This window comes from Aestuariirhabdus haliotis (genome assembly GCF_023509475.1).
GTDB classification, from domain to species: Bacteria; Pseudomonadota; Gammaproteobacteria; order Pseudomonadales; family Aestuariirhabdaceae; genus Aestuariirhabdus; species Aestuariirhabdus haliotis.
Genome location: NZ_JAKSDZ010000005.1, coordinates 43,322 through 69,985 on the forward strand (window position 1 = coordinate 43,322; position 26,664 = coordinate 69,985).

Here is a 26,664-nt window from a genome sequence, read left to right on the forward strand (position 1 = left end):
CCGTAACCACTCGGGTAAGATGCCTGCCATGCCAATCTCCACCCCCACCCCTGCACGACTCAGCGTCAGCGATCTCAATCGGAATGTAAGACGCTTGCTGGAAGTCAGTTTCGGCTCTGTCTGGGTCGAGGGTGAAATATCCAATCTGGCCAGGCCCAGCTCAGGCCACTGGTACTTCACCCTGAAAGACAGTCAGGCGCAAATTCGCTGCGCGATGTTCCGCAATCGCAACCAAGCACTCCGGTTCACCCCCCAGGAAGGCATGCAGCTGGCCCTGCGCGGGAAAGTCAGCCTTTACGAGGGACGCGGTGACTTCCAGTTAATCGTTGATCATATGGAGCAAGCTGGCGCCGGCGCGCTGCAACAGGCGTTTGAGCAACTGAAACAGCAGTTGGCAGCCGAAGGACTGTTTGATGAGCAATACAAACAGCCGCTGCCAGATTTGCCGAGCCATATCGCCGTTATCACGTCACCTACCGGTGCTGCGATTCGGGACATACTCAGCGTACTCAAACGTCGGTTCCCCGGCATTAGGGTTAGCGTTCTGCCTGTTGCGGTGCAAGGCAACGAAGCGGCACCGCAAATTGTCCGCGCCCTGACCCAGGCCCAGCAGCTCCCCTTCGACCTGATCATTCTTGGACGGGGCGGTGGCTCGCTGGAGGATCTGTGGCCATTTAACGAAGAAAGCGTGGCACGGGCCATTTTTGCATGCTCGCTGCCCGTGATCAGCGCGGTCGGTCACGAAGTGGACTACACCATCAGTGACCTGGTGGCCGATCAACGGGCTGCAACGCCTTCGGCCGCCGCCGAGCTGATCAGCCCCGATCGTACTGAATTACTATCTCTGGTAGGGGGTTATCAACAGCTGCTGACCGACGCCATGCGCCGCAAGCTGATCAGCTGCAGTCGCGAAATGAGTCTGACTGCCAAGCGCTTGCGCCACCCTGGCAGGCGCTTGCAGGAGCAGAGCCAGCGCCTTGATGAGATCGATTTAAGATTGGGTCGATCGATCCAGCGTCGCCTGCAACAATCAGCCATGCTTCATCAACACCTGCACCAACGCTTGCAACATCAACAGCCCGGAGAGCAGATTATGCGCCAGCAGGGTTACTGCCAGGGGTTACAGGAGCGACTGTCACGAGCCCTGGAGCAACAGATGCAACACCAACAAGCGGCTTTGGGCGCCTTGGCCGGGCAACTGGAAGCCCTGTCACCGCTGGCAACACTGTCACGGGGATATTCAATTACCCGCACTACCGATGATCACAGAGTGATCCATAGCAGTAGCGAATTAACAGTCGGTGAACAAATAGAGAGCAAACTGGCCAGTGGACGTTTGATTAGCCAGGTATTGGAAACCCATGATAACTAACCGGGTTTCTCGCACCTAACGGCTTCCGGCCTGATGCAGCCAGCTGACAACCGGCCTCGGCTGCCAGCAATCCTAATGACGACCACTATTTTTTCTTGCGCTTCTTCTCTGCCTTTTTGATGTGCTGTACCAGGCGCTTCTTCTTGGCAATTTGGCGCTGATTCAGCTTGTTTTTCTTACCAGAAAAAGGATTATCTCCGGTGCGGAATTCAAATCGGATGGGCGTACCCACCAATTTCAATACGCGCCGGAAAGTATTCTCCAGATAACGCCGATAGGAGTTGGGGACCGCTTCGGTCTGGTTGCCGTGAATCACAATGATCGGTGGATTGGTGCCCCCCATATGGGCATAGCGCAGTTTGATTCTGTGCCCCCTGACCAAAGGAGGCTGGTGATCCGAGATGGCATCCTCAAGCAACTGAGTCAGGCGACTGGCACTCCAGCGCTGCATCGCACACTCGTAGGCTTCCTCGATCGATTCGTACAGATGCCCAACCCCGGTACCGTGTAATGCAGAAATAAAGTGAATACGGGCAAAATCGGCAAACACCAGGCGACGCTCAAGCGCTTCCTTGATTTCCCGTTTCTCATCCTGGCTCATGCCATCCCATTTGTTGAACGCAATCACCAGGGCTCGGCCAGTCTCGATAATAAAACCCAACAGGTGCAAATCCTGATCAACCAGACCTTCTCGTGCGTCCAACACCAACACCACAACATTGGCATCCTGAATCGCTTGCAAGGTTTTAATCACCGAAAACTTTTCGACCGATTCGTTGATACGCCCTCGTTTACGCACCCCCGCCGTATCGATCAGGGTGTAGGGTTTATCGTGCCGGGTATAGGGAATATAAATACTGTCTCGCGTGGTACCCGCATGGTCATACACCACTACCCGATCTTCGCCCAGCAAACGGTTCACCAGAGTCGATTTGCCCACATTGGGACGACCGACCACCCCGATTTTAATCCCCCCTTCAGCCTCCTCAGCTTCGCTTTCCTCTTCCGGCAGTGGAAAGCTGGCCAGCAGATGATCAACCATCTGGCGTACGCCTCGGCCATGGGCGGCTGCGATCATGTAGGGCTGCTCCATACCCAGAGCGTAAAAATCGCTGGCGGCACTATCGGGATCAACCGTATCGATTTTATTGACAACCAAATAGCTCTTTTTCTGGCGGGTACGCAGATGCTGGGCAATCATATCTTCGGCCGCCGTTCGACCTTCGCGACCGTCGACCATAAACAGCACCACATCGGCCTCCTCGATAGCCAGCAGGGACTGCTCCGCCATCACGGTATCGATGCCTGCTTCATCGCCACTGATACCACCGGTATCGATAACGATAAAGGGTCGCTCCCCCATCTTGCCTTCACCATATTTGCGGTCGCGGGTCAGACCCGAAAAGTCTGCCACCAAGGCATCTCTGGAACGAGTCAATCGGTTGAATAGTGTCGACTTACCAACATTGGGGCGCCCTACAAGGGCGATAACCGGTACCATAAATCTATCCTGTACTCATGCGTGTTACCTGGTGCACACGCCTCTTTGCGCCTCACGGCGTTAACGATTCTATATAGCACAAACGGCCACCCGCGCAGGCGGGCAGCCGTTTTCAAACCCAGCCATTGTGCAACTACCTGACTTTGATAGCCACCAGTTTGCCGCTATTACCATAAACAAACAGCACGTTGCCCGAAGACTTCATATGACCACGAATACCGTCGCTGTCTATCCGGGTTCGAGCAGCAAAGCTACCATCGACCTGGGACACGAAATGAACATAACCTTCAAAATCAGCGACTGCGACATAGCTACTGACAACGGCAGGGGTTCCCAACTGACGGTGCTTAAGCTCTTTTTGTTGCCAGATAATCGCATTGGAACTTTTATCCAGAGCCGAAAGGTAGCCGGTATCATCGGTCATGTATAAGTAACCAAAGCCACTGGACAGACTCTCATAACTGGATGCCTTGCGTTGCCAAATCAACTCACCACGCTGAGCATCGATAGCACTCACATTGCCCTGATAGCTGACCACATACAGAGTACCGTCCAGCACCAGAGGGGAACCATCAATATCAATAATGCGCTCAATTTCGGTACGACCCTGAGGTTCAGCAACAGCCAGCTCCCACCGCTGAACACCGTTGCGCGCCAATAAAGCAACTAACTCGCCCGTACCAAAACCGACATAGACCATATCGCCTTCGATTACCGGGTCACTGGCGCCTCTCAGGCTCAAGACCGGTTGAGAGTTTTCAAAAATCCAGCGCCGTTCTCCGCTCAGATTATCAAGCCCAACCACCTTTTCATCGATGGTGCGTACAACCACCACATCACCGTCACTGTCTGCGACAGAGAGTACCTCACTGGTCACCTGACGACGCCAGAGCTCCTTGCCTTCAGCGGCATCCAGAGCGACTACCAGGCCACTTTGCGTACCAACAACCACGAGCCCGAAACCGGCATAAACACCACTGCTGACCGGCAAATCCAGATCGGTACTCCATTGGCGCTTACCGGTTTCCTGATCCAGGGCTTCAACCTGGCCGTCGGCATCACTGGCATACACCAGGCCGCGATACAAAGCGGGTTGCAAACGAACGTACTCGCCTTCAGTACCACCGCCAACACTGGTGCTCCACAGGGTCTCCAGCTCAGCGGTTTCATCAAAGCTGATCAGGGGCGTAGCTTCAACAGGCTCCTCTTTGCTGTCGTTACTGCCACAGCCGGCAAGCAAAGCCAGCAACACGAAAAAGCCCATCCTGGGCCATTTATAACGACTCACTTAGGCACCTTCCTGGGCAACAGCCAGATCATCCAGTTTTAACTGCACTACCGGCCGATTTTGGCCATTGGCTCGGGCTGTATCAAGCGCGGTTTGATAGGCAGCGCGAGCCGCATCAAGGCGATCCAATGCAACATACAGGTCGCCTTTAACCTCTTCGTATGAAGCGACAAAACTTCCCTGGTCAGCAGTTTCAATCAGGGCAAGCGCTTGCTCCGCACTCTCTTTGGTACCCTCATAGGTGACACGAGCCAGGCGCAAGCGAATAATAGCTTCCAGGCGGCTATCGAGCTTCTGCTCCAACGCCCAGCCAAGCTCGGCACGAGCCAAAGGCAGATCACCTTGCTCTACCGCCTGACGCGCCTTCAATAAGGCGGCCATAACCGCATACCCCGAACCGGCATGGTCCTGTTTCAGGGTATCGGTTAAATGGGATAATGTGCTGCGCTGCTCTTCATTCAAGGGTTCAGGATTGCTGACGCTTAACGCGGCCAACTCCTGATACAGGGCAGAGGCTTCAGCTGCGCTCTGCTGCTGGCTTTTCTGCCATGCCTGATAGCCGAACACACCCGCCAGCGCCAGGGATCCCCCCAAAATGATCGCTGTACCATTGGCTTTCCACCATGACTTAATCGCCGCTATCTGCTCTTCTTCAGTACGATCCACTATCGGCTCCTGTAACTCGCGCCTAATTCACACCCGGCTTAGGCCAGGTGCTGGTTTAATAAATTCCGGGTTTCTTCAAGGTTGAGCGTTTGTTGAGGCTCATCCCTGGTCTGGTATTTAACGCCCACACGGCGGTTCTTTACTTCATCCTCACCAACGATCAAGGCAATGGATGCTCCGCTGCGCACCACCTTTTTCATCTGGCTTTTGAAGCTGCCGCCGCCGCAATTGACGACCAGCCGCAGAGAAGGTACCCCATGCCGTAGCTGCTCGGCAAGACTCAGAGCGTAACTGCTGCACTGATCACCTAATACCAGCAGGTAGGCATCGACCTGATTGTGAACCTGGGCAGGTATAAGCTCGAGGCTTTCGAGCATGAGTACCAGGCGCTCGACGCCCATAGCAAAGCCGACCGCCGGCACCGATTTACCTCCGAGCTGTTCGACCAGCCCATCGTAACGCCCTCCAGCGCACACAGTGCCCTGCGCCCCTAACTGATCAGTGACCCATTCGAAGACAGTTTTGCCGTAATAATCGAGCCCACGAACCAGACGAGGATTCACCTCATAGGCAATGCCGGCCTCATCGAGCATAGCTCTCAGCTTGGCAAAATGCTCCCGGGATTCGTCGTCCAGGTAATCACTTAATACCGGAGCATCCTTGAGCAATTGCTGCGTTGTTTCATTTTTGGAATCAAGAATTCGAAGCGGATTACTCTCCAGGCGTCGCACGCTGTCTTCATCCAGAGAATCCTTATGGCCGAGCAAATATTCGACCAGGGCTTCCCTATAGCGCTTGCGATCAGCAGCCGTACCCAGTGAATTCAATTCAAGACGGACATGATCGAGAATACCGAGCTCACGCCATAAGCGAGCGGTCATCATAATTAATTCGGCATCAATATCGGGACCGTCCATACCAAAGGTCTCGACGCCAATCTGGTAAAACTGGCGATAGCGGCCTTTTTGTGGGCGCTCATGACGAAACATCGGCCCGTAATACCAGAGCCGCTGCACCTGATTCTGCAACAAAGAATGCTGCTGAGCGGCACGAACACAGCCGGCGGTTCCCTCTGGCCGCAACGTCAGGCTATCGCCATTACGATCGTCAAAGGTGTACATCTCCTTCTCGACGATGTCGGTGACTTCTCCGATCGAGCGCTTGAACAGCTCGGTGGACTCCACCACGGGCATACGAATTTCGCTGTAACCTGTGCTCGCCAGTACGTTACGCACCTTGTCTTCAAAATAGTGCCAGACTGCCGTCTGCTCGGGCAGTAAGTCGTTCATTCCTCGAATGGCTTGCAGCTGTTTCGCCACATCAAACCCCACAGTAAATAAATATTAGTTAAAGAGGGCTTATATCAGCCCTTGACGATAGTCGCGGCCAATTGTTGCTCTTTTTGTTTAACTTTCTCGCGAATGGTCCGCTCCAAATCATCGACCAACGTTTCATTCTTCAATTTGTAATCCGGGTTACCCGATACATAAACCAGGTTATTCGGACTCCCTCCCGCCAAGCCGACGTCTACTTCACGAGCTTCCCCCGGACCATTAACAACACAACCTATAACGGCAACATCAAGAGGAACTCTCACATCCTCGAGCCTGGCCTCGAGTTCATTCATGGTCTTGACCACATCAAAATTCTGTCGAGAACAGCTGGGGCAGGCGATAAAATTGATACCACGAGAACGAAGCTTCAGGCTTTTCAGGATATCAAAACCGACCTTCACCTCTTCAACCGGATCCGCAGCAAGAGAAACCCTGAGCGTGTCGCCAATACCATCCATCAGCAACATACCCAAGCCAACGGCTGACTTTACAGTGCCAGATCGCAAGCCTCCGGCTTCTGTGATACCAAGATGCAATGGCTGCTCAATCTGGTCAGCCAACTGTCGGTAAGCGGCGACGGTCATGAACACATCGGACGCCTTCAGACTGACTTTAAAGTCGGGGTAATCGAGCCGGTCCAGTATATCGATATGTCGCAGAGCGGACTCCACCATCGCTGCCGGTGTTGGTTCTCCGTACTTTTTCTGCAGATCTTTTTCCAGGGAGCCGGCGTTAACCCCTATCCGTATAGGGATACCCTTGTCTCTCGCGGTTTCGACCACGGCTCGAACGCGATCTTCCCGGCCAATATTACCTGGATTAATGCGTAAACAGTCGACACCGTATTCCGCTACTTTCAGGGCGATTTGGTAGTCAAAGTGAATATCCGCAATCAGGGGCAACGCAACGCTCTGTCGAATTTTCCCGAAAGCTTCAGCCGCCTCCATTGAAGGCACTGACACTCGAACGATATCTGCGCCAGCCTCTTCAAGCTGACGAACCTGAGCAACCGTTGCTTCTACATCGCATGTTTCGGTATTGGTCATGCTCTGCACCGAAATAGGTGCATCACCACCCACAGGAACTTTACCGACAAAGATTTTGCGCGATTTCCGGCGCTTTATGGGGGATTCACTGTGCATAAAAACTACTCGTTACCAAGCGTCAGGTTGGCAATTTTTCCACGGGTATGACGGGCAAGCACAACCGGCTCACCATTAAATTCAAAACGATCAATCGCTCCGACATCACCTAACAACACTTTTACCGGTTCAGAGATCAGGACCGACACCGGAGTTTGAGAAGTGCGTAGGGAGGCCACCAGTACGCTACCGCTTTCACCTCGAACCTCAACCCAACACTCGCGATTAAAATCGATTTGAAGCAACTGCCCGGTGACGGTATCAGAAACCGCCTCCGACTCGGAAATTGCAACGGCTTCGGTCACTGCATCAGGTTCAGTAACCGACTCAATAACTGGCTGCTGGGACGTTACTGGGGACTGGGCAGACTCCACCGGTATATCTTCAATCGGGGCAAGGGTTACTTGCTCAGCCTCAACAACAGCTGATGCAGTCAATTCGATTTCCTGCGGCACCGCTGCAGGTTGGATTGGCGACACAGGTTCGGCAGATTCGTCGATTACTGCTTCGCTGTTTGATTCAGCAGCCTCTGTTGATGTGGGTTCGACCACCTCCAACTCAGCAATGTCAGATGCTTCCGTCACGGCCGTTTCTGCCACTTCGGACTGACGACTTTGCCACCAGAACAAAGATCCACCGATCATAGTCAACAAAACCAGATAGGAGACCCAACGGAACACCGGAGAAGTGGGTGGTTTTATAAGCGGCATGGGTGCGGTAGCACTATTGTAGCTAGGTGCCTGTTCACCCACGAACTGATCAAACTGCGTGATCACCAGATCTGGATCCAATTCGACCAGCTGTGCGTAACTGCGGATATAACCGCGTGTAAAGGTCAGCCCAGGCAGACGATCATACGCACAGCTTTCCAATGCACGAACATAATCGACGGTAATCTTCAAACGATCCGCCACTTCCTGTGCGTCCATTCCTGCACGCTGTCGCGCCTCGATTAGCTGATCACCAGGCGATGGAGAGAGTGGCTCGACAGGATTATCGGCCGATTCTTGCGGTACAGCGGATTCCTGTTGCGAGTCAGTCATTCCTTACTCATCTCCTCGTATTGTTTCAACTCGTCTGAACCGGGGTAGAAACGGTTCAGCTGTAACGCGTAACTGGCTTCCCGATCCTTATCTGAGAAGGCTCGGGCGATACGAATACCCAATAACAGCGACCTTGAATTTTGTGAAGAATACTCAAGAAATCGTTCAAAGCTACCTAAAGCCTCATTGTAACGATTCTGCTTATAGTAGATGTCCGCCAACTCCAAACTGGCCAATGGCAAGCCACGCTCAAGGCGCAGGGCTCGAAGAAAATGTTCTTCGGCCTTTTCCACATTGCCGAGTTCCAGTTCGCAAAGACCTAACACCTGATAACTCACGCTGCGGCCGGTATAGCGGATATTTCGTGCCGGCACTTGCAACTGAACAATAGCGTCCTCGTACCGCTTTTGCCGATAGAGAAAGGAGCCGTAGTTATGGCGAATGTCCGGTGCACTGGAATCAAAGGAGATAGCACGCTTATAGTTATAATCAGCCTTATCGGCGTCACCTTCAATCTGGTAAACGATCGCCAATACGGCGTAGGCTTCGGCAGAACGGCTGTCAATTTCCAACGCGCGAGTCAAGGGCTCAATGGCGCGTACGGTCAAGTCTTCCTGAATATAAGCTTTGGCTAAACGAATATTATCCGCCAGCTCCTTCTGAGGGTCGGCCTCCCGATTGGTCCGTGCACCAAACTCCTCCGTCACACATCCAGTTACCATTAACGACATAACTAGTGCCGCCAGACAATATTTCATTCGTAAACTCCCCTGCTTACGCGTCTTGTCTCATTTTATATCGATCTGACTGCAATCTGGTTGTCAGGTTCCACTCGCTTTTGCTGATAACGGGCACTACGCCGGGTTCTATCTTGTACCTCGCCTGCCAATTGTCCACAGGCCGCCTCTATATCGTCCCCACGCGTTCGGCGAATAGTGGTGTTATAACCCGACTCCTGCAACTGCCGCTGAAAGCGGTGCAACGCATTATTGCTTGGACGTTTATAGTCCGACAAAGAGAATGGATTAAACGGTATCAGGTTTATCTTGCAAGGCACATCACGCAACAGCTCAATTAATTCAGCCGCATGCTGGGGCTGATCGTTGACGCCATGAATCAATGTATATTCGATGGTTATACTGCGACTCTTATCGCTTAGCCCCTGAATATAACCGGTACAGGCTGGCAGCAAGACTTCGAGCGGATATTTTTTATTCAAAGGTACCAGTTGATCCCGCAACGCATTGTTAGGCGCGTGCAAAGATAACGCCAGAGAAACATCGGTAACTTGCCCCAACTTTTGCAATGCTGGTACAACACCCGAGGTACTCAGAGTAACTCGGCGCTTGGAGATACCATACCCCAGATCGTCCATCATTAGGTTCATGGCATCAACGACATTATCGAAATTCAATAAAGGCTCGCCCATCCCCATCATGACAACATTGGTGATAGAACGGCCAATTTTGGCGGGTTGATTATTCAAGGAACGTGCGGCAATCCATACCTGCCCAATAACTTCGGCTGCCGAGAGATCTGAATCGAACCCCTGCTTGCCGGTTGAGCAAAAACTGCAATCGAGCGCACAGCCCGCCTGGGAAGAGATGCACAGTGTTCCGCGCCCCTCCTCCGGAATAAACACGGTTTCCACACAGCTACCGCTGGTGACCCGTACCACCCATTTACGGGTGCCATCTTTGGAAATATTTTCCGATACAATCTCAGGTGCTCGAATTTCAGCAACCTGACTCAGCTTTTCCCGCAGGGCTTTGCCGAGATTTGTCATCTGTTCGAAATCACCAACACGATTGTGGTGAATCCACTTCAACACCTGCTCGGCACGGAATTTCTTTTCACCAATCGAAAGAAAAAACGCTTCCATTTTCTCCCGGGTTAATCCTAGAAGATTGGTTTTTTGCAGCGTTTCAGACATGGATATCACCACTATCGTGTTATAGCCAGCTATCGCTTAGCGAGTGCGCGGGCAAACTTCTTCATCTTTGAAGAAGTAAGAAATTTCACGAGCAGCCGACTCTGGAGAATCAGAACCGTGCACCGCGTTTTCATCGATAGACTCGGCAAAATCGGCACGAATAGTACCTTCTGCGGCCTCTTTAGGGTTAGTCGCACCCATCAGGTCACGGTGAGCAGCTACCGCATTCTCACCTTCCAGAACAGACACTACGACAGGGCCAGAGGTCATAAAAGCAACCAGATCGGCAAAGAAAGGACGCTCTTTGTGCTCAGCGTAGAAACCTTCGGCCAGTTCCTGGGACAGGTGTAACATTTTGGCACCAACCACTTTCAAACCGTTGGTTTCGAAACGGCTGTAGATTTTACCAATAACGTTCTTGGCAACGGCATCGGGTTTGATGATAGAAAGGGTACGTTCAACGGCCATGAATCGGGCTCCATAAAAGAAATAAGTGAATTAAAAGCAGAAAAGCCAAACCCGCAATTATACGCAGTTTTGGCCAAAATGAATACGTTCAAGCAATAAGGGGTTTCCGAAGCGCTCACCCAAACAAACCGGGTTAAGCGCCGCAACCGTCAATCGGCCTCATCAATCCAGGCGGCCTGGATGGCCTCCAGAACCTTCTCCCCACAATGATCCGGGTCATCATCAAAGCCATCCAGGGCGACCACCCAGCTGCGCAAATCGACAAAATTGACATAGCGGGGATCCACATCCGGCTTGCTATCGGCTAATTCGATCGCGATATCCAGCACATCAGTCCATTTCATACACACGTCCTCAGTGATTCTCGGAAACCTGGTTGATCGTGTACTTGGGAATCTCGACCACCAGATCCTGATCACCAACTACCGCCTGACAGCTTAAGCGCGATTCTGGCTCCAACCCCCAAGCTTTATCGAGCATATCTTCTTCCAGCTCATCGGCCTCCTCCAGTGAGTCAAAGCCCTCCCTGACGACCACATGGCACGTGGTGCAGGCACAGGATTTTTCGCACGCATGCTCAATCTCGACACCCTGGGCCAGAGCGGCATCACACAGAGTTACTCCGGGTTCCACCTCAACTACCATGCCATCAGGGCAAAGCTCATCATGGGGGAGAAAAATTACCTGGGTCATCAACTAGCCCTCAACCTCATCAATAGAATGCCCTGCCAGCGCCTTACGGATACCGGTATCCATGCGCCGCTGGGCAAAATCGCCACTCGCTTCGGAGAGACGCTCAATTTGCAGCTCAATTGCCCGGCGATCGTTACCCTCTCGCAACTTGTGCAACGAGACCATCTCGGCTTCGAGGCGCGAAAGCTCGTCAGCGGCTAACAAGTCAGAATCCACCGCCAAGGCACTTACCAGCGCCTCCAGCAGTCGGTCCGCCTCGACTTGCTGTTCCGCCAACATACGTGCATCACGATCTGCTTCGGCATGACTGTAGGAGGCCTCCAACATACCAGCAATTTCAGTATCGGAGAGGCCGTAAGAAGGCTTAACTTGCACGCTAGCCTCTACACCACTGGTGAGCTCGGTTGCACTCACATTTAGCAAACCGTCGGCATCCACCTGAAAGGTAACTCGAATACGCGCAGCACCGGCCGCCATTGGCGGAATACCTTGCAGAACAAAACGGGCAAGCGAGCGGTTATCCGCAATCAGTTCGCGCTCCCCCTGGAGCACATGGATCGCCATGGCCGTCTGACCATCCTTAAACGTTGTAAACTCTTGCGCCCGCGCTACCGGAATCGTGGTGTTTCTATGCACCACCTTTTCCATAAGGCCACCCATGGTTTCCAAGCCAAGCGAGAGCGGAATCACATCCAGCAACAGCATTTCGTCGGTCGACTTGTTACCAGCCAGAACATCCGCCTGACGTGCAGCACCGATGGCCACAACCCGGTCCGGGTCGATATCAATCAATGGCTCTCGACCCAGCCATTCGGCAACTCGAGTTCGCACACGAGGAACTCGTGTAGAACCACCCACCATAACAATATTGCGCACCTCATCCGCATCTACGCGAGCATCCCGAAGGGCTCGCTTGCAGGAGCGAATGGTTCGGTCAAGCAGCGGATCCAGCAACGCATCCAACTGAGCTCGGCTCAACTGTCCACGCCATCCATCCACCGCGACAGCTACCTCGGAGTGATCGCTTAAGGCCTCCTTGGCACGGCAAGCCTCAATCAGAACCCGACGCTGGGTCGAGGCGTTCAGGGAAGCCTCTTCAATGCCAGCTTGCTGCAACAACCATGTAGCAATGGCATGATCAAAATCATCTCCACCAAGAGCAGAATCACCCCCGGTAGCCAACACCTCAAAGACACCCTTGGTCAAACGCAAAATCGATATATCGAAGGTTCCACCACCCAGGTCATAGATGGCGACGACACCCTCTTCCTCGCTATCAAGGCCGTAGGCAACAGCCGCGGCCGTTGGCTCGTTGAGCAAGCGCAAGACATTGAGGCCTGCCAACTGAGCCGCATCTTTAGTGGCCTGGCGTTGCGCCTCATCAAAATAGGCTGGCACGGTAATCACCGCCCCTGCCAGATCGCCACCCAAAGCTTGCCGACCACGCTCGGCAAGCACTTTTAGAATATCCGCCGACACCTCTACCGGGCTGCGCTCCCCCTGCCGGGTACGAATAAAAGGCATTCCTTCACCGGCAGAAAACTCATAAGGCAAGACGCCACCCAGCGTACGAACATCATCGAGACCACGCCCCATTAACCGCTTGACGGAAATAATGGTGTTATGAGGGTCACTAGCCGCCAATTCACGCGCTTTGTCGCCAACCAAAACCGCCTCTGCGGAATAATGAACCACCGAAGGCAACAGATGTGAGCCACCTTTACAGGGCAAGGTATCAGCCACGCCACTGCGCACTGTAGCCACCAGCGAATTGGTTGTGCCCAGATCAATACCGATCGCCAGCTTATGCTGGTGAGGCTGGGAGCTTTCGCCTGGTTCAGAAATCTGTAGTAACGCCATGCTCTACCCGAAATTATTAATCGTCTAACAGCTCGTCTTCTAATTGATCCAGCTGCGCCTGCAACTTATCCACAAATTGCATCTTCATCACCAGCTCTTCGGCTGCCAGAAGGTCTTCTGCGCTCCCGATCCAGCGTTCGGAAAAATCGTTTTGGAACTGCTTCATCTGCCTATCTACTTCTTTGCGCAGTCCATCCAAAGCCGGCTCTGATCGACTCTCTCTCACCTCGTCCACCGCTTCTCGCCACTCCAGCTGCTGCATCAAAAAGCCAGCATCCATTACCGTATTATTTTCCAGGCGGGGCTCTACCCCCCGCGACTGCAACAGGTAAATTGCTCGAGGTACCGGTGATTTTAAGGTTTGATAGGCGTCATTGACATGCGCCGCGTATTGCACCGAGAGACGCCGCTGATGCTCATCGGCGGCCGCATGGCGATCAGGATGCACCACCTGCTGCATTTCTCTGAAACGGGCCGACAACGCTTGTTGATCTACCTGATAACTACAAGGCAACCCAAACAGCTCAAAAAAGTCTTCCTGCATCAATAGTTCTCGCTCAGCGACTCTTAAACACTGAAGCTCTCACCACAGCCGCACTCACTGGCCGCCCGCGGATTATTGAATTTGAATCCTTCGTTGAGGCCCTCCTTGACGAAGTCAAGCTCAGTGCCATCGATATAGACAAGACTCTTCGGATCTACCACAACGTTTACACCATGACACTCGAACACAGTATCCTCGGTCAGGGCATCATCAACAAATTCCAGGATGTAGCCCATACCGGAACAACCAGTGGTTTTGACACCGACCCGAACCCCGAAACCCTTGCCACGATTATCAAGAAACCGGGACACGTGATCGGCGGCGGCTTCGGTCATTGTTACTGCCATAGTCTTGCCCTTTCTATTACCCGAATCTACTGTCAGGAAACGTCTTTCTTTTCACGATAATCTTTTACCGCGGCCTTGATAGCATCCTCCGCCAACACGGAGCAATGAATCTTGACCGGAGGCAACGCCAGCTCTTCGGCGATAGCCGTGTTCTTGATTTGCTCAGCCTCATCCACAGTTTTGCCCTTCATCCACTCGGTAACCAGTGAGCTGGAAGCGATTGCAGAGCCGCAACCGTAGGTTTTAAAGCGAGCATCTTCGATGATACCTTGCGGGTCAACCTTAATTTGGAGACGCATCACGTCTCCGCAGGCAGGCGCACCCACCATACCAGTGCCCACATCCGGGTCTTCAGCATCCAACTTGCCAACGTTACGGGGGTTTTCGTAATGGTCCAGCACCTTGTCACTGTAAGCCATGGTTAACTCCTCAATTATCTATTTTGTCAGGCTACGCGCCCGACCCAAGCCAGGCACGACAAGAGCAACACTTAATGTGCAGCCCACTCAACGGTATTCAGATCTACGCCATCTTTATACATGTCCCACAGAGGGGAAAGTTCACGCAGTTTGGTAACAGCATCCCTTACCTTATCGGCGGCAAAATCCACCTCTTCCTCGGTCGTAAAGCGGCCAAAGCTAAAGCGCAGGGAACTGTGAGCCAATTCATCATTCAAGCCCAGCGCTCGCAACACATAAGAAGGCTCAAGGCTGGCTGAAGTACAGGCCGAACCGGAAGACACGGCCAGATCTTTCAGCGACATTATCAGGGACTCACCCTCAACAAAGTTGAAGCTGACATTGAGGTTGCCCTGATAGCGTTGGTCGCCATCGCCGTTCAGGTAAACCTCTTCCATATCCGAAATCTGATTCCAGAAACGGTCACGAAGCTCTTTTACATGCTGAGCATCTTTCGCCATATCCTCCCCGGCAATACGGAACGCTTCTCCCATACCCACAATCTGGTGGGTCGGTAAGGTACCTGAACGCATTCCGCGCTCATGGCCGCCACCGTGCTGCTGTGCTTCTATGCGAACACGAGGCTTACGTCGCACGAACAAAGCGCCAATACCCTTAGGACCATAGATCTTGTGCGCAGAGAAAGAGGCGAGATCGACCTTCATTTCTTCCATATCGAGAGGAATCTTACCGGCACTTTGCGCCGCATCGACGTGAAACAACACCTTGCGAGCACGGGTAATATCACCAATAGCTGCGATGTCGTTGATCACTCCAATCTCGTTATTCACATGCATCAGGGAGACAAGAATCGTGTCGTCACGCAAGGCATCTGAAACGGCCTGAGGCTGAATAATGCCGCTAGCATCCGGCTCAAGGTACGTGATATCAAAACCTTCACGCTCGAGCTGGCGACAGGTATCCAATACCGCCTTATGCTCGATTTTGGAGGTAATAATGTGTTTACCCTTCTTTTGATAGAAATGGGCAACACCTTTAATAGCCAGGTTATCGGATTCAGTAGCACCGGAGGTCCAGACAATCTCACGGGGATCCGCTTTAATAAGATCAGCAACCTGCCGACGCGCCGTTTCGACCGCCTCTTCCGCTTTCCAGCCAAACAAATGAGATCGAGAGGCAGGATTACCAAAGTTTCCATCAGGGGTCAGGCAATCAACCATTTTCCGGGCAACCCGAGGATCAACTGGGGTGGTCGCAGAATAATCAAAGTAAATCGGCAATTTCATTGGCGTACATCTCCAATACTGTGTCTGTTCTGCTCAGCGCTAGATAAGCGATGAGGCTTCAATCCGTGCATGAATAAGTCTGTCGTCGGCGCCTTCCTGGCGCGCGGCAATAGTCCGTACTTCACTGCGCTGAACCAGGTCGGCGAGTGAAATTCCGCATAAAAAATTGTGTATTTGGGTACTGAGGTCACACCACAAATGATGGGTAAGGCATACATCGCCCTGCTGACAGCCACCTTCGCCATTGCAACGCGTAGCGCTGACGGATTCATTGACTGCATCTATGACCTGAGCAACATCAATGGTATCCCCTTCGCGACTTAGTCGATATCCGCCACCCGGGCCCCGCACACTGCTCACGAGTTCGTGCTTGCGCAACTTGGCAAACAGCTGTTCCAGATAAGAGAGGGAAATACCCTGCCGCTGGGATATATCGGCTAACGCAACCGGCCCATTATCGGCATGCAAGGCCAAGTCCAGCATCGCCGTAACCGCATAGCGACCTTTGGTCGTCAAACGCATTTGAGTATCCCCGCCAGTTCAGGTGTTCGAATAACCATTTCTTGCGGGGATTTTGCAATACCCTAGCTTTCTAGTCAAGTATTTAACCCAGTAATTTACTAAGGTATTAACACTACCTTTTGAGGGCGCCAATCATAGCAAGGAATCTACCCAATTACTCTGCCTCTTGTGGGCGCTCCTGATGATTATCTTTTACCGCTTCGAAATCCTCATCTCGAAGCTCCGGCAGAGCATTATCGCAATTTTTAACCCCCAAACCTTTAAGGCCTTCGCACATAACCCCAATACGGGCGTCAACCGCATGCAGGTGATCGAGAATTCCACCCATGGCGCGAGCTACGGGATCCGGCATATCCTCGGTAAGACCGTAGGCGTCAAAACCAATTTTCTCAGCCATCGCCTTGCGCTGCTCATGACGCGGATCTTCTTTTTCGCGCTGATCTCTGGGAGGAATGATCCGACCCGGAATACCCACTACCGTTGCTCCAGCAGGTACCGGCTTGGTCACTACCGCATTGGACCCTACCTTGGCTCCCGCTTCGACGGTAAAAGGCCCAAGCACCTTGGCGCCAGCGCCAACCACCACACCATCCCCAAGTGTTGGATGACGCTTGCCCTTGTTCCAGCTGGTGCCTCCCAGAGTAACCCCCTGATAAAGCGTCACATCGTCGCCAATTTCGGTGGTTTCACCGATTACAACACCCAGGCCATGGTCGATAAAAAATCGCCTCCCGATTCGCGCGCCGGGATGGATCTCAATCCCGGTAAACCAGCGCGCAAAAGTCGATACAAAGCGAGCCAGCCACTTTAAACCAAAATTCCAGAGACCATGACTGAAACGATGAAACAGCAGGGCGTGCAACCCCGGATAGCAGGTCAGCACCTCAAAGGTATTGCGTGCTGCAGGGTCTCGGTGAAACACACTGGCTACATCTTCCCGTATTTGTGCAAACATCGTTTATTCTTCCGTTGATGATGTCGAATGGCTTTTGAGGCTGCGCTGGGTGTCACTGAGCACACCCCGCAAAATATTCACCTCTACCTTATCCAGTCGCTGGCGACTGTAAAGTCTTCTCAGACGAGTCATTACCTGACCCGGGTTTTGCGGATCAAGAAAACCAACCTGCTCTAACACTTGCTGCAAATGACCAAAATAACCTTCAAGCTCGGAAGCCGTAGCGTACTCCGCGTCCCACTCCTGCTCTACCGCTAAAGCCCCTTCGCTCGCCAACTGAGCCATGCGCAATTCATAGCTCAACACCTGTACCGCAGCACCCAGATTGAGTGAGCTGTATTCCGGGTCGGAGGGTATATGAACATGATAGTGACAACGGGCCAGCTCATCATTGGTCAGACCACGTTCTTCACGACCAAACACCAGAGCCACCTGCTGACGCTGAGATTCCGGCCAGAGACGTTCAGCGCATTCTCTCGGATTCATAATGGGCCAGGGTATCTTACGCCCCCGCGCACTGGTACCAACGACCAGGGAACAGTCGGCAATAGCCTCATCCAATGTCGATACCACGCGAGCCTGCTCGAGAACATCATCGGCGCCGGCGGCACGACTGGTGGCATATTCATGGGGAAACTGGTCCGGAGAAACGAGGCACAGTCGTGATAACCCCATGGTTTTCATTGCTCTGGCAGCACTGCCAACATTGCCCGGATGCGAGGTATTTACCAACACCACCAAAATATTGTCTGACACTTTGATTCCGTTACATCTCAACTGGTAATTGAGCGCATTCTAACAGAGTTGTCAGCCCACACTGTACTTAGCCATCCAAGATTTGTCGTCATTCAGCCAACCTCTCTGATATACTTGCGCGATACGGCCCACAGCGGGCCGATTTTGTTCTTTACCACCAACAGACGAATAGACCGACATGCAACCGATGCTGACCATCGCCCTGCGCGCTGCGCGCAAAGCTGGCGAAATCATTGTACGCGCCTCCGAAGACCTGGATACCATCCAGGTCGCCGAAAAAGGCACCCACGATTACGTAACCGAAGTTGACCGCAACGCCGAACGGGCAGCGATCGCCATTCTCAAAAAAGCCTATCCTGATCATGGTTTTCTGGGTGAAGAATCGGGTCTTCAGGAAGGCAGCGGACCGGGCGCCGACTACCTTTGGGTCATCGACCCCCTCGACGGCACCACCAACTTTATCCATGGTGTGCCCCATTATGCCGTGTCTATCGCCTGCCAGTACAAGGGTCGCATCGAGCATGCTGTAGTGCTCGACCCGGTTCGTCGCGAGGAGTTTTGTGCCAGCCGGGGCCACGGTGCCCAGCTTAACGGCAAGCGGATGCGCGTCAGCAAGCACAAGCACCTTGATGACGCTTTGATCGCGACCGGCTTTCCCTTCAAACCCTCACAGATGGACCATATGGATAGTTATCTGTCCATGTTCAAAAGCATCGCCTCACAGACCTCCGGTGTTCGCCGAGCAGGCGCCGCATCACTGGACCTGGCCTATGTCGCTGCGGGCCGTTATGAAGCCTTTTGGGAGTTTGGTCTAAATCAATGGGATATCTCTGCAGGGAGCCTGTTGGTGCAGGAAGCCGGCGGCCTGGCTAGCGACTTTGGTGGCGGACACAAGCATCTGGAAAGTGGCAACATCGTTTGCGGCAACCCCAAGTGCTTTAAAGCGATACTGCAAGCCATCGCGCCTTTCGTACCTGCCGAACTGAAGTAAAGCATTGTCAAACCGGCGTCTGCTTCACCAAACAGACGCCGGCACCTTCAGGTTGTAATCCAGTGGACAGATCCTCTTCTCGCCGCCCCTCGGGCAAAAAGCCTCAGCGCAAGCGAGCTCCTGCTCGCGCGACCCAGCTGCTGCTATTCAACAAGCCTTATATGGTTCTGACCCAGTTTCGCGATAACGAAGGCCGCGCCACGCTGGGCGATTATATTCAGCAACCAGGCATCTACCCGGCAGGCCGACTCGATCGTGATAGTGAGGGTCTGTTACTGCTAACCAATGATGGCAAATTGCAGCAACGTATTGCCGACCCACGTTTCAAACTCGAAAAGACCTATTGGGTCCAGGTCGAAGGCGAACCAACCCCGAAGGCCCTGGCGCAACTCCAACAGGGGGTCGAGCTCAAGGATGGCCTTACTCTTCCGGCTCGAGCAAAAAAGATCGAACCGCCCTCAATCTGGCAGCGCACTCCCCCGATTCGGGAGCGGCAATCGATCCCCACTTGCTGGATCGAGCTGAGCATCAAAGAGGGGCGCAACCGCCAGGTACGACGCATGACCGCAGCCGTCGGCTACCCGACATTGCGACTTGTTCGCTATCGCATTGGCCCCTTCACCCTTGATGGCTTATCACCCGGACAAAGTCGTAGCGTCGACCCTCAAGCACTCCTGCCTGAAAAGACCTGAACAATGTGCAATGTGACTCATGAGAATTCCAACATCAGGGCTCGGTTTATTTCTGCAAGCCTGTATGATTCACCCAGCGCCTTACAACCGGATAACCAGTAATGACCGAAATATTCTCCACCGATTCTCTGCTGAACACTTTCAAGCGACATAATCTGGATAGTTTCGATGCTCTGTGGGAGATCGAGCTACCCTGGTTCGAAGAGCCTAATAAACGCAGGAGTGGCTGGAGCGGCGTTTCACAACATAGCCTACTGCAGGAGAACGGCGAATCTCTGAACCTGTTTATCAAGCGCCAGCAGAACCACAACACACCTTGCCTGAGACACCCGATCAAGGGTGAGCCCACCTTCGCTCGCGAATATCGCAATATCATCAAGCTACAACGCCTTGGTATCCCCACGATCGATCCGGTCTACTTCGGTGAACGACGGGTAAATGGTGATAGTCAGTCGATCTTGATTTCCGTCGCCCTGGATCATTATCAGACGGTAAACGAGTTATTTCCCAAGGTAGAAAACCAGACGGGACTGGTAGACGCCATTGCATCCCTGGCCAGCCAGATGCACCAAACCGGCTTAACCCACTATTGTTTTTATCCCAACCATATTTTTGTCGCCCAGGATGAACAGGGTGCCTTTAAACCCAGACTCATCGATCTGGAAAAGATGCGCTACATCCCGATTGCCAGCCGCCGCCCCAAGAAAGACTTCGTCACCTTTATCCGCAGGGCCGCCTTTATGGGCAAGGACAACCTGCATCGGTTACTGGAATCCTATATTGCGCAAAGCCATTGCATGCGCGCCGGAGACAAGACCTATCGACATCTGCAAGCGCTGATCGAACGCCTGGATTATTCGGGTTGAATAGCGGAGGGGTCGCCCCTTAGCAATTGTAACTTATCGGCATCGATCGCCAGCATGACGACTTGCTCCGGCTTCGGCAGCTGAAGTTCCGTGAACTCATAGATCGCCAAATCCTCAAGCGCCTGCGCGACTCGCTGCCCCAAAATCTCCTGCAATGGCAAATGAACATCAGCAACGTCGGTTTCAATCGTGAACTGCTCGACACCCAATTGCATCGGATACAGGGCTCGTTCCTCAGTCACCAACCCCAGAGTGCCACGGGCCTCAAGGCTAAAAGGCACCGGATTCATCATAGGCGCGCCACCAAACTCAACGTCAAAATCCCCCTCCACGCGATAAAACACAGCGCCCTCACCCAGAAGATCCAGCTCAACGCCGATCACATAAAGCTGAGCAGAAGCCCCCCAGGCCAGCTGTAAATTGAGCAGGCGAGGCTCTCGATACTGCTCACGTATGCGCTCGTTTAGCTGCTGCTCACTCAGCTCGAGGGGTGTCGCTCCGTGACTGCAACCGACCAGTAACAGAGGAATCAGGCACGTGACCAAACACATTTTTAAGCATCGAAACATCGAGCAACCTCCTGTCGAAGCCTGGGCAGCACCTCTTGTTCAAACCAGGGGTGTCGCTTAAACCAGCGATTATTACGTGGAGAAGGGTGTGGCAAACAGAAAACGTCGGGGGCGACCATCTCATGTGCCAAAGACCGACGGACACAATCGGTGACTCCGCCCGCTTGCTTTCCCAGATAATAGCGTTGAGCGTACTGGCCTACTAGTAGCCGTAACCTGATCTGAGGCATAGAGCGCATTAAAGCCTTGTGCCACAAAGGCGCGCATTCAGACCTCGGAGGCAAATCACCACTGACTCCTTTTCCGGGGTAACAAAATCCCATAGGCACAATTGCCACGCGCTCGGCGTTATAGAACTCGGAGGACTCCAACCCCAACCAGTCTCGCAGACGATCTCCACTGGGATCATTCCAGGGGATACCCGTTGCGTGAACTCTTGCCCCCGGTGCTTGCCCAATAATCAACAGCCGAGCTTCGGGGCTGACCACCACGACCGGACGTGGCGCATGGGACAACTCTGACGCGCACTGGGTACATTCACGAATTTCTGACAATAAATCTGTTAACGTCATGTCACTCATTTTGCTAACCATCGGCCCACGCTTCGGTACCCACTCAATTACTAGCCTCCCCTAACACCCTTTAACATTCAAATAATTTGATCGAGTTCACCAGTTTTTTTTGTTACTGGGTTCTTACGGCATCTATTATGCTATTTGTTCACTCTACGCCCCCTGGAAAGATACCCTTGAACCTTGGAAACAGCTCAACAACCTATGGTTGGCCAAGCATTGTGATGCACTGGCTCAGCGCCTTTGCTGTATTTGGCCTGTTTGGGCTGGGCTTATGGATGACTGACCTGGGGTATTACGATGCCTGGTATCAAAAAGGTCCCGACCTGCACAGAAGTATCGGTTTACTACTGTTTATGCTCATTCTCTTTCGCCTGTCCTGGCGTCAGATTAATACCATTCCTCACCCGGAACCTGGCCTCAAAAGCTGGGAGGCATTAGCAGCAGAGTGGACACACCGCATAATGTATCTGCTATTGATTATCATTTCGATCAGTGGTTATCTGATCTCGACCGCCAAGGGCCGACCCATTGCCGTTTTTGACTGGTTTGAAGTGCCCGCGATGTTCGGAGAGGTCTCTGGTATGGAAGAAATAGTCGGTGAAGTCCATTTCTACGCTGCCTGGACCCTGGTCTCCCTATCTGCCTTGCACGCCCTGGCGGCCTTAAAACACCATTTTGTCGATGGCGACAACACCCTTAACCGAATGCTGGGCATCCGTTCCCGGCCTAACCCCTGAGGATCTCTCGATGATACGCAAACTTGGATTATTTTTTACCGCCCTGCTAATGGGCACCCCGCTTTGGGCCGCCGATTATGCGCTTGATATCAAAGGGCAACACGCGTTTGTGCAATTTCGTATCCAACACCTGGGTTACAGCTGGCTATACGGTCGCTTCGATGACTTTACCGGCAGCTTCAGTTATGACGAGGCCAGCCCCGACAACAGTAAAGTAGAGGTCACCATCAATACCACCAGCGTGAATACCAACCATGCCGAACGGGATAAGCATCTGCGTAGCGATGACTTCCTGGACGTTAGCAGCTTCCCCAAAGCCACCTTCGTCAGCACCTCGGTTAAATCGGATGGTAAAGGTAATGCCATCATCACGGGCGACCTCACCCTCAGAGGCGTAACACGCTCAATCACCATTGACGCTGAAAGCATCGGCGGTGGCAATGACCCCTGGGGTGGATATCGTCACGGATTTCTGGGAACCACCAAGCTGGCTCTGAAAGATTTTGGTATCGATTTCAACCTGGGCCCAGCATCCACAGAAGTCGAGATGACGCTGTCCATCGAAGGCATTCGCCAGTAATCACCAAGCCCGCAAGAACCCTAAGACCAGCGCAACCCCTCTGCACTGGTCTTAGTTCATCACCGATTTGCCCGGCTCAATACAGTTAGCGAGACGGCGCCAATCGTCCAGCAAGGCCTTCAACATAACCTGCTGGCCGGGGCAAGAGCCACTTCCCCATCCCCCGGCTTGGGCGAGGCAACCCAGAATGGTATCAACCTCCGCCGGCGACAGGGCCACATGAAAGTGCTGCGATAAAGACTCACCCTCCTTGCCCTCTGGTTGGCAGATCGATATCCCATTCAAAATATTCTGAATACTCAGCGCCAGGCGCGGACGAGGTTTTCGCAGCACCGAAAAAGTAAGCCGCAACGCACTCTCGCTAAACACTTTCGGTTGCCGGCAGTAACGTAAATACTGTTCCCTATCCATGATCCATCCCTGTTCACCCAACACAGGTGCCGATTGCTACCGAGCGACAGTGTTTCCCCCCAGTACTGACACGGCGCGATCAATCGCCCATGTTTTAATGATAGACGCCGATCACGTGGTACGCCTATCAGGATCCAAAAAACAGCACGTACCGATCTTTACCCGGCAAAAGCAGAACATCAGGCAGTCAACATTCCCGGCTGCCCATACCAGTAACCATTGCATTCGCCTTCTGTCAGTGCCGCAATGGAAGTCGATTTTCCTTCGATCGCATCACGGTACTGATCCAGTAAGAGGGTCATATCACCACTACGCGGACTAACCCGGACCAGATCCACACCAATCTGGCGCATGCGATCGACCTCTCCTAACAAATTGTAGAGATCCCCCGACATGGTCTGAATGCCGTTGATAGTAAAGACCGACTGCTCCTCCTGACTGTGCATGGCCAAACCATCCGGGTACTCCAGACAGACATATCGGCAATCGTCTTTGGGCAGGTTGCGGCTTCGGGCGGTAAAACAGCGCGCCGAAAACGCCAACGGCAGATGACCATAGGCAAAGACTTCGGTTTCAATGGCGTCCGCGAACCCCATACGCCCGGCATCTTGCAAAATCAGTTCAAGCGTCTGCGCCGATAACTCCACCGGCATTACCCAGCGTTTCAAACCCTGACGGTGAAGCACCTTGAGGGTTGCGGCGTTGTAGATATTGATCGAGGAACCGGCCACGAAAGGCAAACCGCGCTCTGACAGCAACTGCACGGCCGACATATCGTTGGCTTCCACCAGCAAACCATCGTTATCGCAGATCTTGCGCAGGGTTTTCATCTCGGACTCCGCCTCCAGCAGAGCCATGGTTGACAGAACAACCTGCTTACCCTGGCTGGACAACTGCCTTGCCAACTCAATCCAGTCATCGGTTTTGAGCTCTCGCCGCTTGGAACACACGGTTTCACCAAGATAAATGACATCGACCGGCGATTCAGCCATACGCTGGTAAAAATCGTACAGGGTATCGCGGGGCCAGAAATAGAGGACAGATCCGATAGATAGCTGCATACAATACGCTCTCAACGTGAAATCTTCAGGAGTTAAACGGCTATTGCCAAGGGCGCGAATAGGCACCCAATGTGGTTTGTGAACCCTCGGACACATTGGCCAGGACATTCATCCACTGCTCTTTGGCGACGAATCCCTCAGGGTTCTGGGCATAGGCATCCAAAGCCTGGCGCCAGACACTCACCACCTGCTCGACATAAGCCGGGCTGCGCTGACGTCCCTCGATTTTGACCGCCTTGATACCGTTAGCCACCAGCTGCGGGATCAACTCCAGCGTATTCAGGCTGGTCGGCTCCTCCAGGGCGTTATAGGTGTTCTCTTCTACCTGGAAACGCCCCTTGCACAGAGTCGGATAACCCGCGTTTTCGCCCTCTTGATAGCGATCGATCAAAACGCCATTCAAGCGCGATTCCAGCACCTCACCCTTTTGCTCCCAGCGCACTGCTTTCGCGGGAGAACAGGCACCACAGGTGTTGGGTGATTCATCGGTGATATAGGAGGACAGATGGCAACGCCCCTCTGCCATAATGCAAAGGCTGCCAAACGCAAACACCTCCAATTCAACCGGACTGTGCTCAGCCACATGTTTGACCTGTGCCAGGGACAGCACCCGCGGCAAGACCGCCCGTCGTATATTGAATTGCTGTCTATAAAAGCGCAGCGCCTCATAATTGGTTGCCGAACCCTGAACCGAGAGGTGCAAAGCCAGCTCCGGATGCTGCTGGCAAGCATATTCCAGCACTCCCATATCGGCCGCAATAACCGCATCGGCTTGCAGGTCCGCCGCCATATCCACAGCCCGTTGCCAGCGCTGCCAACCTTCGGGTTGGGGATAGGTGTTAATCGCCACAAACAGCTTCACATTACGCTCACGGGCGTAATCCAGCGCCCGCATGGCTTTTTTATCGTTGAAATTCAAACCGGCAAAATGACGCGCGTTGGTATCATCCTTAAATCCGATGTAGACCGCATCGGCGCCGTTATCGACGGCGGCTTTTAACGCGGGGTAGCTACCCGCAGGACAGACTAGCTCCATCATGAACTCCCTGGCATGGCTGCCAGACCTACATACGGCCTGGCAGTAGAAACAAACGGTGAAAAAGATTGGGGAGCCACCGCCATCGATCGTTTGCGAGGTTCCACTGCGCCTAATCGATCATGAATAGCGTTGAGCACGGCCCACTTTTGCTGGCACCAATCCGGCGCCAGCAACAACTCACTGGAGGCCGTTCCGGTTAACCGGTGATAGATCACCTCGTCTGGCGTTTGCTGCACCATGGCCACCGCCGTATCCACATATTGATTAAACTCCAGCGGCTGGTATTCGCCACGTGACCACTGCCTCGCCAATTGGGTGCCCTTGACCACATGCAAGGGGTGCAGCTTCAACCCGTCCGTGCCCACAGCCAGTACTCTGTTTAAAGACTGCAGGCTATCGCGGGGTTGCTCTCCGGGCATACCGACAATCAAATGGGTGCACACATTCAACCCTCTGCTTCGAGCCCGACGAGTCGCCTCTTCATATTCCTTCCAACCATGGCCACGATTCACGCTGGCCAGGCTTTGATCATTGGCCGATTGCAAGCCCAACTCCAGCCACACCTCCAACCCCTGATCACGGTACTCACAGAGTAAATCCAGCACCGAATCGGGTACACAATCGGGCCGGGTCCCTACCGACAAGCCCATCACATCAGGGTGCCCTACAGCTTCGCAATAGAGTTGGCGGAGGTGCTCAACCGAGGCGTAGGTGTTGGTATAAGCTTGAAAATAGGCGAGGTAATGACGTGCGCCAGTACGCTTGAGAATCACTCGTTTGCCGGCATCAATCTGTTCGGTAACTGACGGGGAACGGGAATTGTTAGGGCTAAAGCTCGCGTTATTGCAAAAAGTGCAGCCACCAATACCCTTGGTTCCGTCACGGTTTGGGCAGGTAAAGTCGGCATTAATCGTCAACTTATGAACCCTGTGACCATATTTCTGCTGCATAGCTGCCCCAAAGGTATTCACATAATCGGGCAACTGCATAGGAAGAAAACCTTTTTAGGGTTGG

Annotated in this window: 31 protein-coding genes; 6 read left to right on the forward strand and 25 right to left on the reverse strand. The window is 53.1% G+C overall.

The genetic code is table 11. The features are described 5' to 3' along the window. Window positions 1–28 precede the first annotated feature (28 nt). A complete protein-coding gene (gene xseA / locus MIB40_RS05905) occupies window positions 29–1,372 on the forward strand; it encodes an exodeoxyribonuclease VII large subunit (RefSeq protein ID WP_249691927.1) in 1,344 nt (447 codons plus the stop codon). An 85-nt stretch (window positions 1,373–1,457) separates the two neighbouring features. Here the strand turns inward: xseA and der are convergent, their stop codons facing one another. The 19 genes from der to trmJ form a co-directional block, all read right to left on the reverse strand. Further along, window positions 1,458–2,873 (reverse strand): ribosome biogenesis GTPase Der, encoded by a 1,416-nt coding sequence (gene der, locus MIB40_RS05910; protein WP_249691928.1) that lies wholly within the window; start codon window positions 2,871–2,873, stop codon window positions 1,458–1,460. A gap of 133 nt (window positions 2,874–3,006) precedes the next feature. Continuing rightward, complete coding sequence (gene bamB, locus MIB40_RS05915) at window positions 3,007–4,161, reverse strand: outer membrane protein assembly factor BamB (RefSeq protein ID WP_249691929.1); 1,155 nt, start codon at window positions 4,159–4,161, stop codon at window positions 3,007–3,009. Next, complete coding sequence (locus tag MIB40_RS05920) at window positions 4,162–4,827, reverse strand: YfgM family protein (protein ID WP_249691930.1); 666 nt, start codon at window positions 4,825–4,827, stop codon at window positions 4,162–4,164. Window positions 4,828–4,865: 38 nt separating this feature from the next. Further along, on the reverse strand, window positions 4,866–6,146 hold the full coding sequence (hisS, locus tag MIB40_RS05925) for a histidine--tRNA ligase (protein WP_249691931.1): 1,281 nt from the start codon (window positions 6,144–6,146) through the stop codon (window positions 4,866–4,868). A 44-nt stretch (window positions 6,147–6,190) separates the two neighbouring features. Continuing rightward, entirely contained in the window at window positions 6,191–7,303 is a 1,113-nt protein-coding gene (gene ispG / locus MIB40_RS05930; protein WP_249691932.1) for a flavodoxin-dependent (E)-4-hydroxy-3-methylbut-2-enyl-diphosphate synthase, read from the reverse strand. A gap of 5 nt (window positions 7,304–7,308) precedes the next feature. After that, entirely contained in the window at window positions 7,309–8,346 is a 1,038-nt protein-coding gene (locus MIB40_RS05935; RefSeq protein ID WP_249691933.1) for a RodZ domain-containing protein, read from the reverse strand. Then, window positions 8,343–9,104: a type IV pilus biogenesis/stability protein PilW gene (gene pilW / locus MIB40_RS05940; RefSeq protein WP_249691934.1), complete on the reverse strand. Its 762-nt coding sequence runs from the start codon at window positions 9,102–9,104 to the stop codon at window positions 8,343–8,345. The genes MIB40_RS05935 and pilW overlap by 4 nt, the downstream gene beginning before the upstream one ends. Window positions 9,105–9,139: 35 nt before the next feature. Beyond that, window positions 9,140–10,279, reverse strand: coding sequence for a 23S rRNA (adenine(2503)-C(2))-methyltransferase RlmN (gene rlmN / locus MIB40_RS05945; protein ID WP_249691935.1), 1,140 nt, complete (start codon window positions 10,277–10,279; stop codon window positions 9,140–9,142). Between the two features lie 36 nt (window positions 10,280–10,315). Next, window positions 10,316–10,747, reverse strand: a complete 432-nt coding sequence (ndk, locus tag MIB40_RS05950) for a nucleoside-diphosphate kinase (protein WP_249691936.1) — start codon at window positions 10,745–10,747, stop codon at window positions 10,316–10,318. Between the two features lie 149 nt (window positions 10,748–10,896). Beyond that, on the reverse strand, window positions 10,897–11,091 hold the full coding sequence (iscX, locus tag MIB40_RS05955; protein WP_249691938.1) for a Fe-S cluster assembly protein IscX: 195 nt from the start codon (window positions 11,089–11,091) through the stop codon (window positions 10,897–10,899). Window positions 11,092–11,101: 10 nt separating this feature from the next. Further along, window positions 11,102–11,440 carry an ISC system 2Fe-2S type ferredoxin gene (gene fdx / locus MIB40_RS05960; RefSeq protein ID WP_249691940.1) on the reverse strand — a complete coding sequence of 113 codons (339 nt, stop codon included), beginning with the start codon at window positions 11,438–11,440 and terminating at the stop codon, window positions 11,102–11,104. A gap of 3 nt (window positions 11,441–11,443) precedes the next feature. Beyond that, entirely contained in the window at window positions 11,444–13,300 is a 1,857-nt protein-coding gene (hscA, locus tag MIB40_RS05965; protein ID WP_249691942.1) for a Fe-S protein assembly chaperone HscA, read from the reverse strand. Window positions 13,301–13,316: 16 nt separating this feature from the next. Further along, entirely contained in the window at window positions 13,317–13,844 is a 528-nt protein-coding gene (hscB, locus tag MIB40_RS05970) for a Fe-S protein assembly co-chaperone HscB (RefSeq protein WP_249691944.1), read from the reverse strand. Window positions 13,845–13,867: 23 nt separating this feature from the next. Continuing rightward, a complete protein-coding gene (iscA, locus tag MIB40_RS05975; RefSeq protein ID WP_249691946.1) occupies window positions 13,868–14,191 on the reverse strand; it encodes an iron-sulfur cluster assembly protein IscA in 324 nt (107 codons plus the stop codon). Window positions 14,192–14,223: 32 nt separating this feature from the next. Next, window positions 14,224–14,610 carry a Fe-S cluster assembly scaffold IscU gene (gene iscU / locus MIB40_RS05980; protein WP_249691948.1) on the reverse strand — a complete coding sequence of 129 codons (387 nt, stop codon included), beginning with the start codon at window positions 14,608–14,610 and terminating at the stop codon, window positions 14,224–14,226. 71 nt (window positions 14,611–14,681) lie between these two features. Next, window positions 14,682–15,896, reverse strand: coding sequence for an IscS subfamily cysteine desulfurase (locus MIB40_RS05985; protein ID WP_249691950.1), 1,215 nt, complete (start codon window positions 15,894–15,896; stop codon window positions 14,682–14,684). Between the two features lie 39 nt (window positions 15,897–15,935). Further along, window positions 15,936–16,418, reverse strand: coding sequence for a Fe-S cluster assembly transcriptional regulator IscR (iscR, locus tag MIB40_RS05990; RefSeq protein WP_249691952.1), 483 nt, complete (start codon window positions 16,416–16,418; stop codon window positions 15,936–15,938). Between the two features lie 154 nt (window positions 16,419–16,572). Next, window positions 16,573–17,373 (reverse strand): serine O-acetyltransferase, encoded by an 801-nt coding sequence (cysE, locus tag MIB40_RS05995; protein WP_249691954.1) that lies wholly within the window; start codon window positions 17,371–17,373, stop codon window positions 16,573–16,575. 3 nt (window positions 17,374–17,376) lie between these two features. Next, a complete protein-coding gene (gene trmJ, locus MIB40_RS06000) occupies window positions 17,377–18,129 on the reverse strand; it encodes a tRNA (cytosine(32)/uridine(32)-2'-O)-methyltransferase TrmJ (protein ID WP_249691956.1) in 753 nt (250 codons plus the stop codon). A gap of 178 nt (window positions 18,130–18,307) precedes the next feature. Here trmJ and MIB40_RS06005 point away from each other — a divergent pair, with 178 nt between their 5' ends. The 3 genes from MIB40_RS06005 to MIB40_RS06015 all read left to right on the forward strand — a co-directional run bounded on the left by MIB40_RS06005 (window position 18,308) and on the right by MIB40_RS06015 (window position 20,678). Next, on the forward strand, window positions 18,308–19,120 hold the full coding sequence (locus tag MIB40_RS06005; protein WP_249691957.1) for an inositol monophosphatase family protein: 813 nt from the start codon (window positions 18,308–18,310) through the stop codon (window positions 19,118–19,120). Between the two features lie 62 nt (window positions 19,121–19,182). After that, on the forward strand, window positions 19,183–19,812 hold the full coding sequence (locus MIB40_RS06010; RefSeq protein WP_406566437.1) for a pseudouridine synthase: 630 nt from the start codon (window positions 19,183–19,185) through the stop codon (window positions 19,810–19,812). 101 nt (window positions 19,813–19,913) lie between these two features. Beyond that, a complete protein-coding gene (locus MIB40_RS06015) occupies window positions 19,914–20,678 on the forward strand; it encodes a lipopolysaccharide kinase InaA family protein (RefSeq protein ID WP_249691960.1) in 765 nt (254 codons plus the stop codon). Here the strand turns inward: MIB40_RS06015 and MIB40_RS06020 are convergent. Both MIB40_RS06020 and MIB40_RS06025 read right to left on the reverse strand, forming a co-directional pair. Continuing rightward, window positions 20,666–21,247, reverse strand: a complete 582-nt coding sequence (locus tag MIB40_RS06020; RefSeq protein ID WP_249691963.1) for a hypothetical protein — start codon at window positions 21,245–21,247, stop codon at window positions 20,666–20,668. The genes MIB40_RS06015 and MIB40_RS06020 overlap by 13 nt on opposite strands. After that, entirely contained in the window at window positions 21,232–21,819 is a 588-nt protein-coding gene (locus MIB40_RS06025; RefSeq protein ID WP_249691966.1) for a uracil-DNA glycosylase family protein, read from the reverse strand. Before MIB40_RS06025 ends, MIB40_RS06020 begins: the two co-directional genes overlap by 16 nt. Window positions 21,820–21,995: 176 nt before the next feature. On the opposite strand from MIB40_RS06025, the gene MIB40_RS06030 reads away from it, so the two are divergent. Both MIB40_RS06030 and MIB40_RS06035 read left to right on the forward strand, forming a co-directional pair. Further along, on the forward strand, window positions 21,996–22,559 hold the full coding sequence (locus MIB40_RS06030; protein ID WP_249691975.1) for a cytochrome b: 564 nt from the start codon (window positions 21,996–21,998) through the stop codon (window positions 22,557–22,559). A 10-nt stretch (window positions 22,560–22,569) separates the two neighbouring features. Then, complete coding sequence (locus MIB40_RS06035) at window positions 22,570–23,139, forward strand: YceI family protein (RefSeq protein WP_249691978.1); 570 nt, start codon at window positions 22,570–22,572, stop codon at window positions 23,137–23,139. 51 nt (window positions 23,140–23,190) lie between these two features. Here the strand turns inward: MIB40_RS06035 and MIB40_RS06040 are convergent, their stop codons facing one another. The 4 genes from MIB40_RS06040 to MIB40_RS06055 all read right to left on the reverse strand — a co-directional run bounded on the left by MIB40_RS06040 (window position 23,191) and on the right by MIB40_RS06055 (window position 26,639). Continuing rightward, complete coding sequence (locus MIB40_RS06040) at window positions 23,191–23,550, reverse strand: hypothetical protein (RefSeq protein ID WP_249691980.1); 360 nt, start codon at window positions 23,548–23,550, stop codon at window positions 23,191–23,193. A gap of 179 nt (window positions 23,551–23,729) precedes the next feature. Continuing rightward, the gene (locus MIB40_RS06045) at window positions 23,730–24,611 is read right to left on the reverse strand and encodes a U32 family peptidase (RefSeq protein WP_249691982.1); all 882 of its coding nucleotides are present in this window, start codon (window positions 24,609–24,611) and stop codon (window positions 23,730–23,732) included. A gap of 40 nt (window positions 24,612–24,651) precedes the next feature. After that, entirely contained in the window at window positions 24,652–25,647 is a 996-nt protein-coding gene (gene ubiU / locus MIB40_RS06050) for a ubiquinone anaerobic biosynthesis protein UbiU (protein ID WP_249692143.1), read from the reverse strand. Continuing rightward, the gene (locus tag MIB40_RS06055; RefSeq protein ID WP_249691984.1) at window positions 25,647–26,639 is read right to left on the reverse strand and encodes a TIGR01212 family radical SAM protein; all 993 of its coding nucleotides are present in this window, start codon (window positions 26,637–26,639) and stop codon (window positions 25,647–25,649) included. Before MIB40_RS06055 ends, ubiU begins: the two co-directional genes overlap by 1 nt. Window positions 26,640–26,664: the final 25 nt, after the last annotated feature.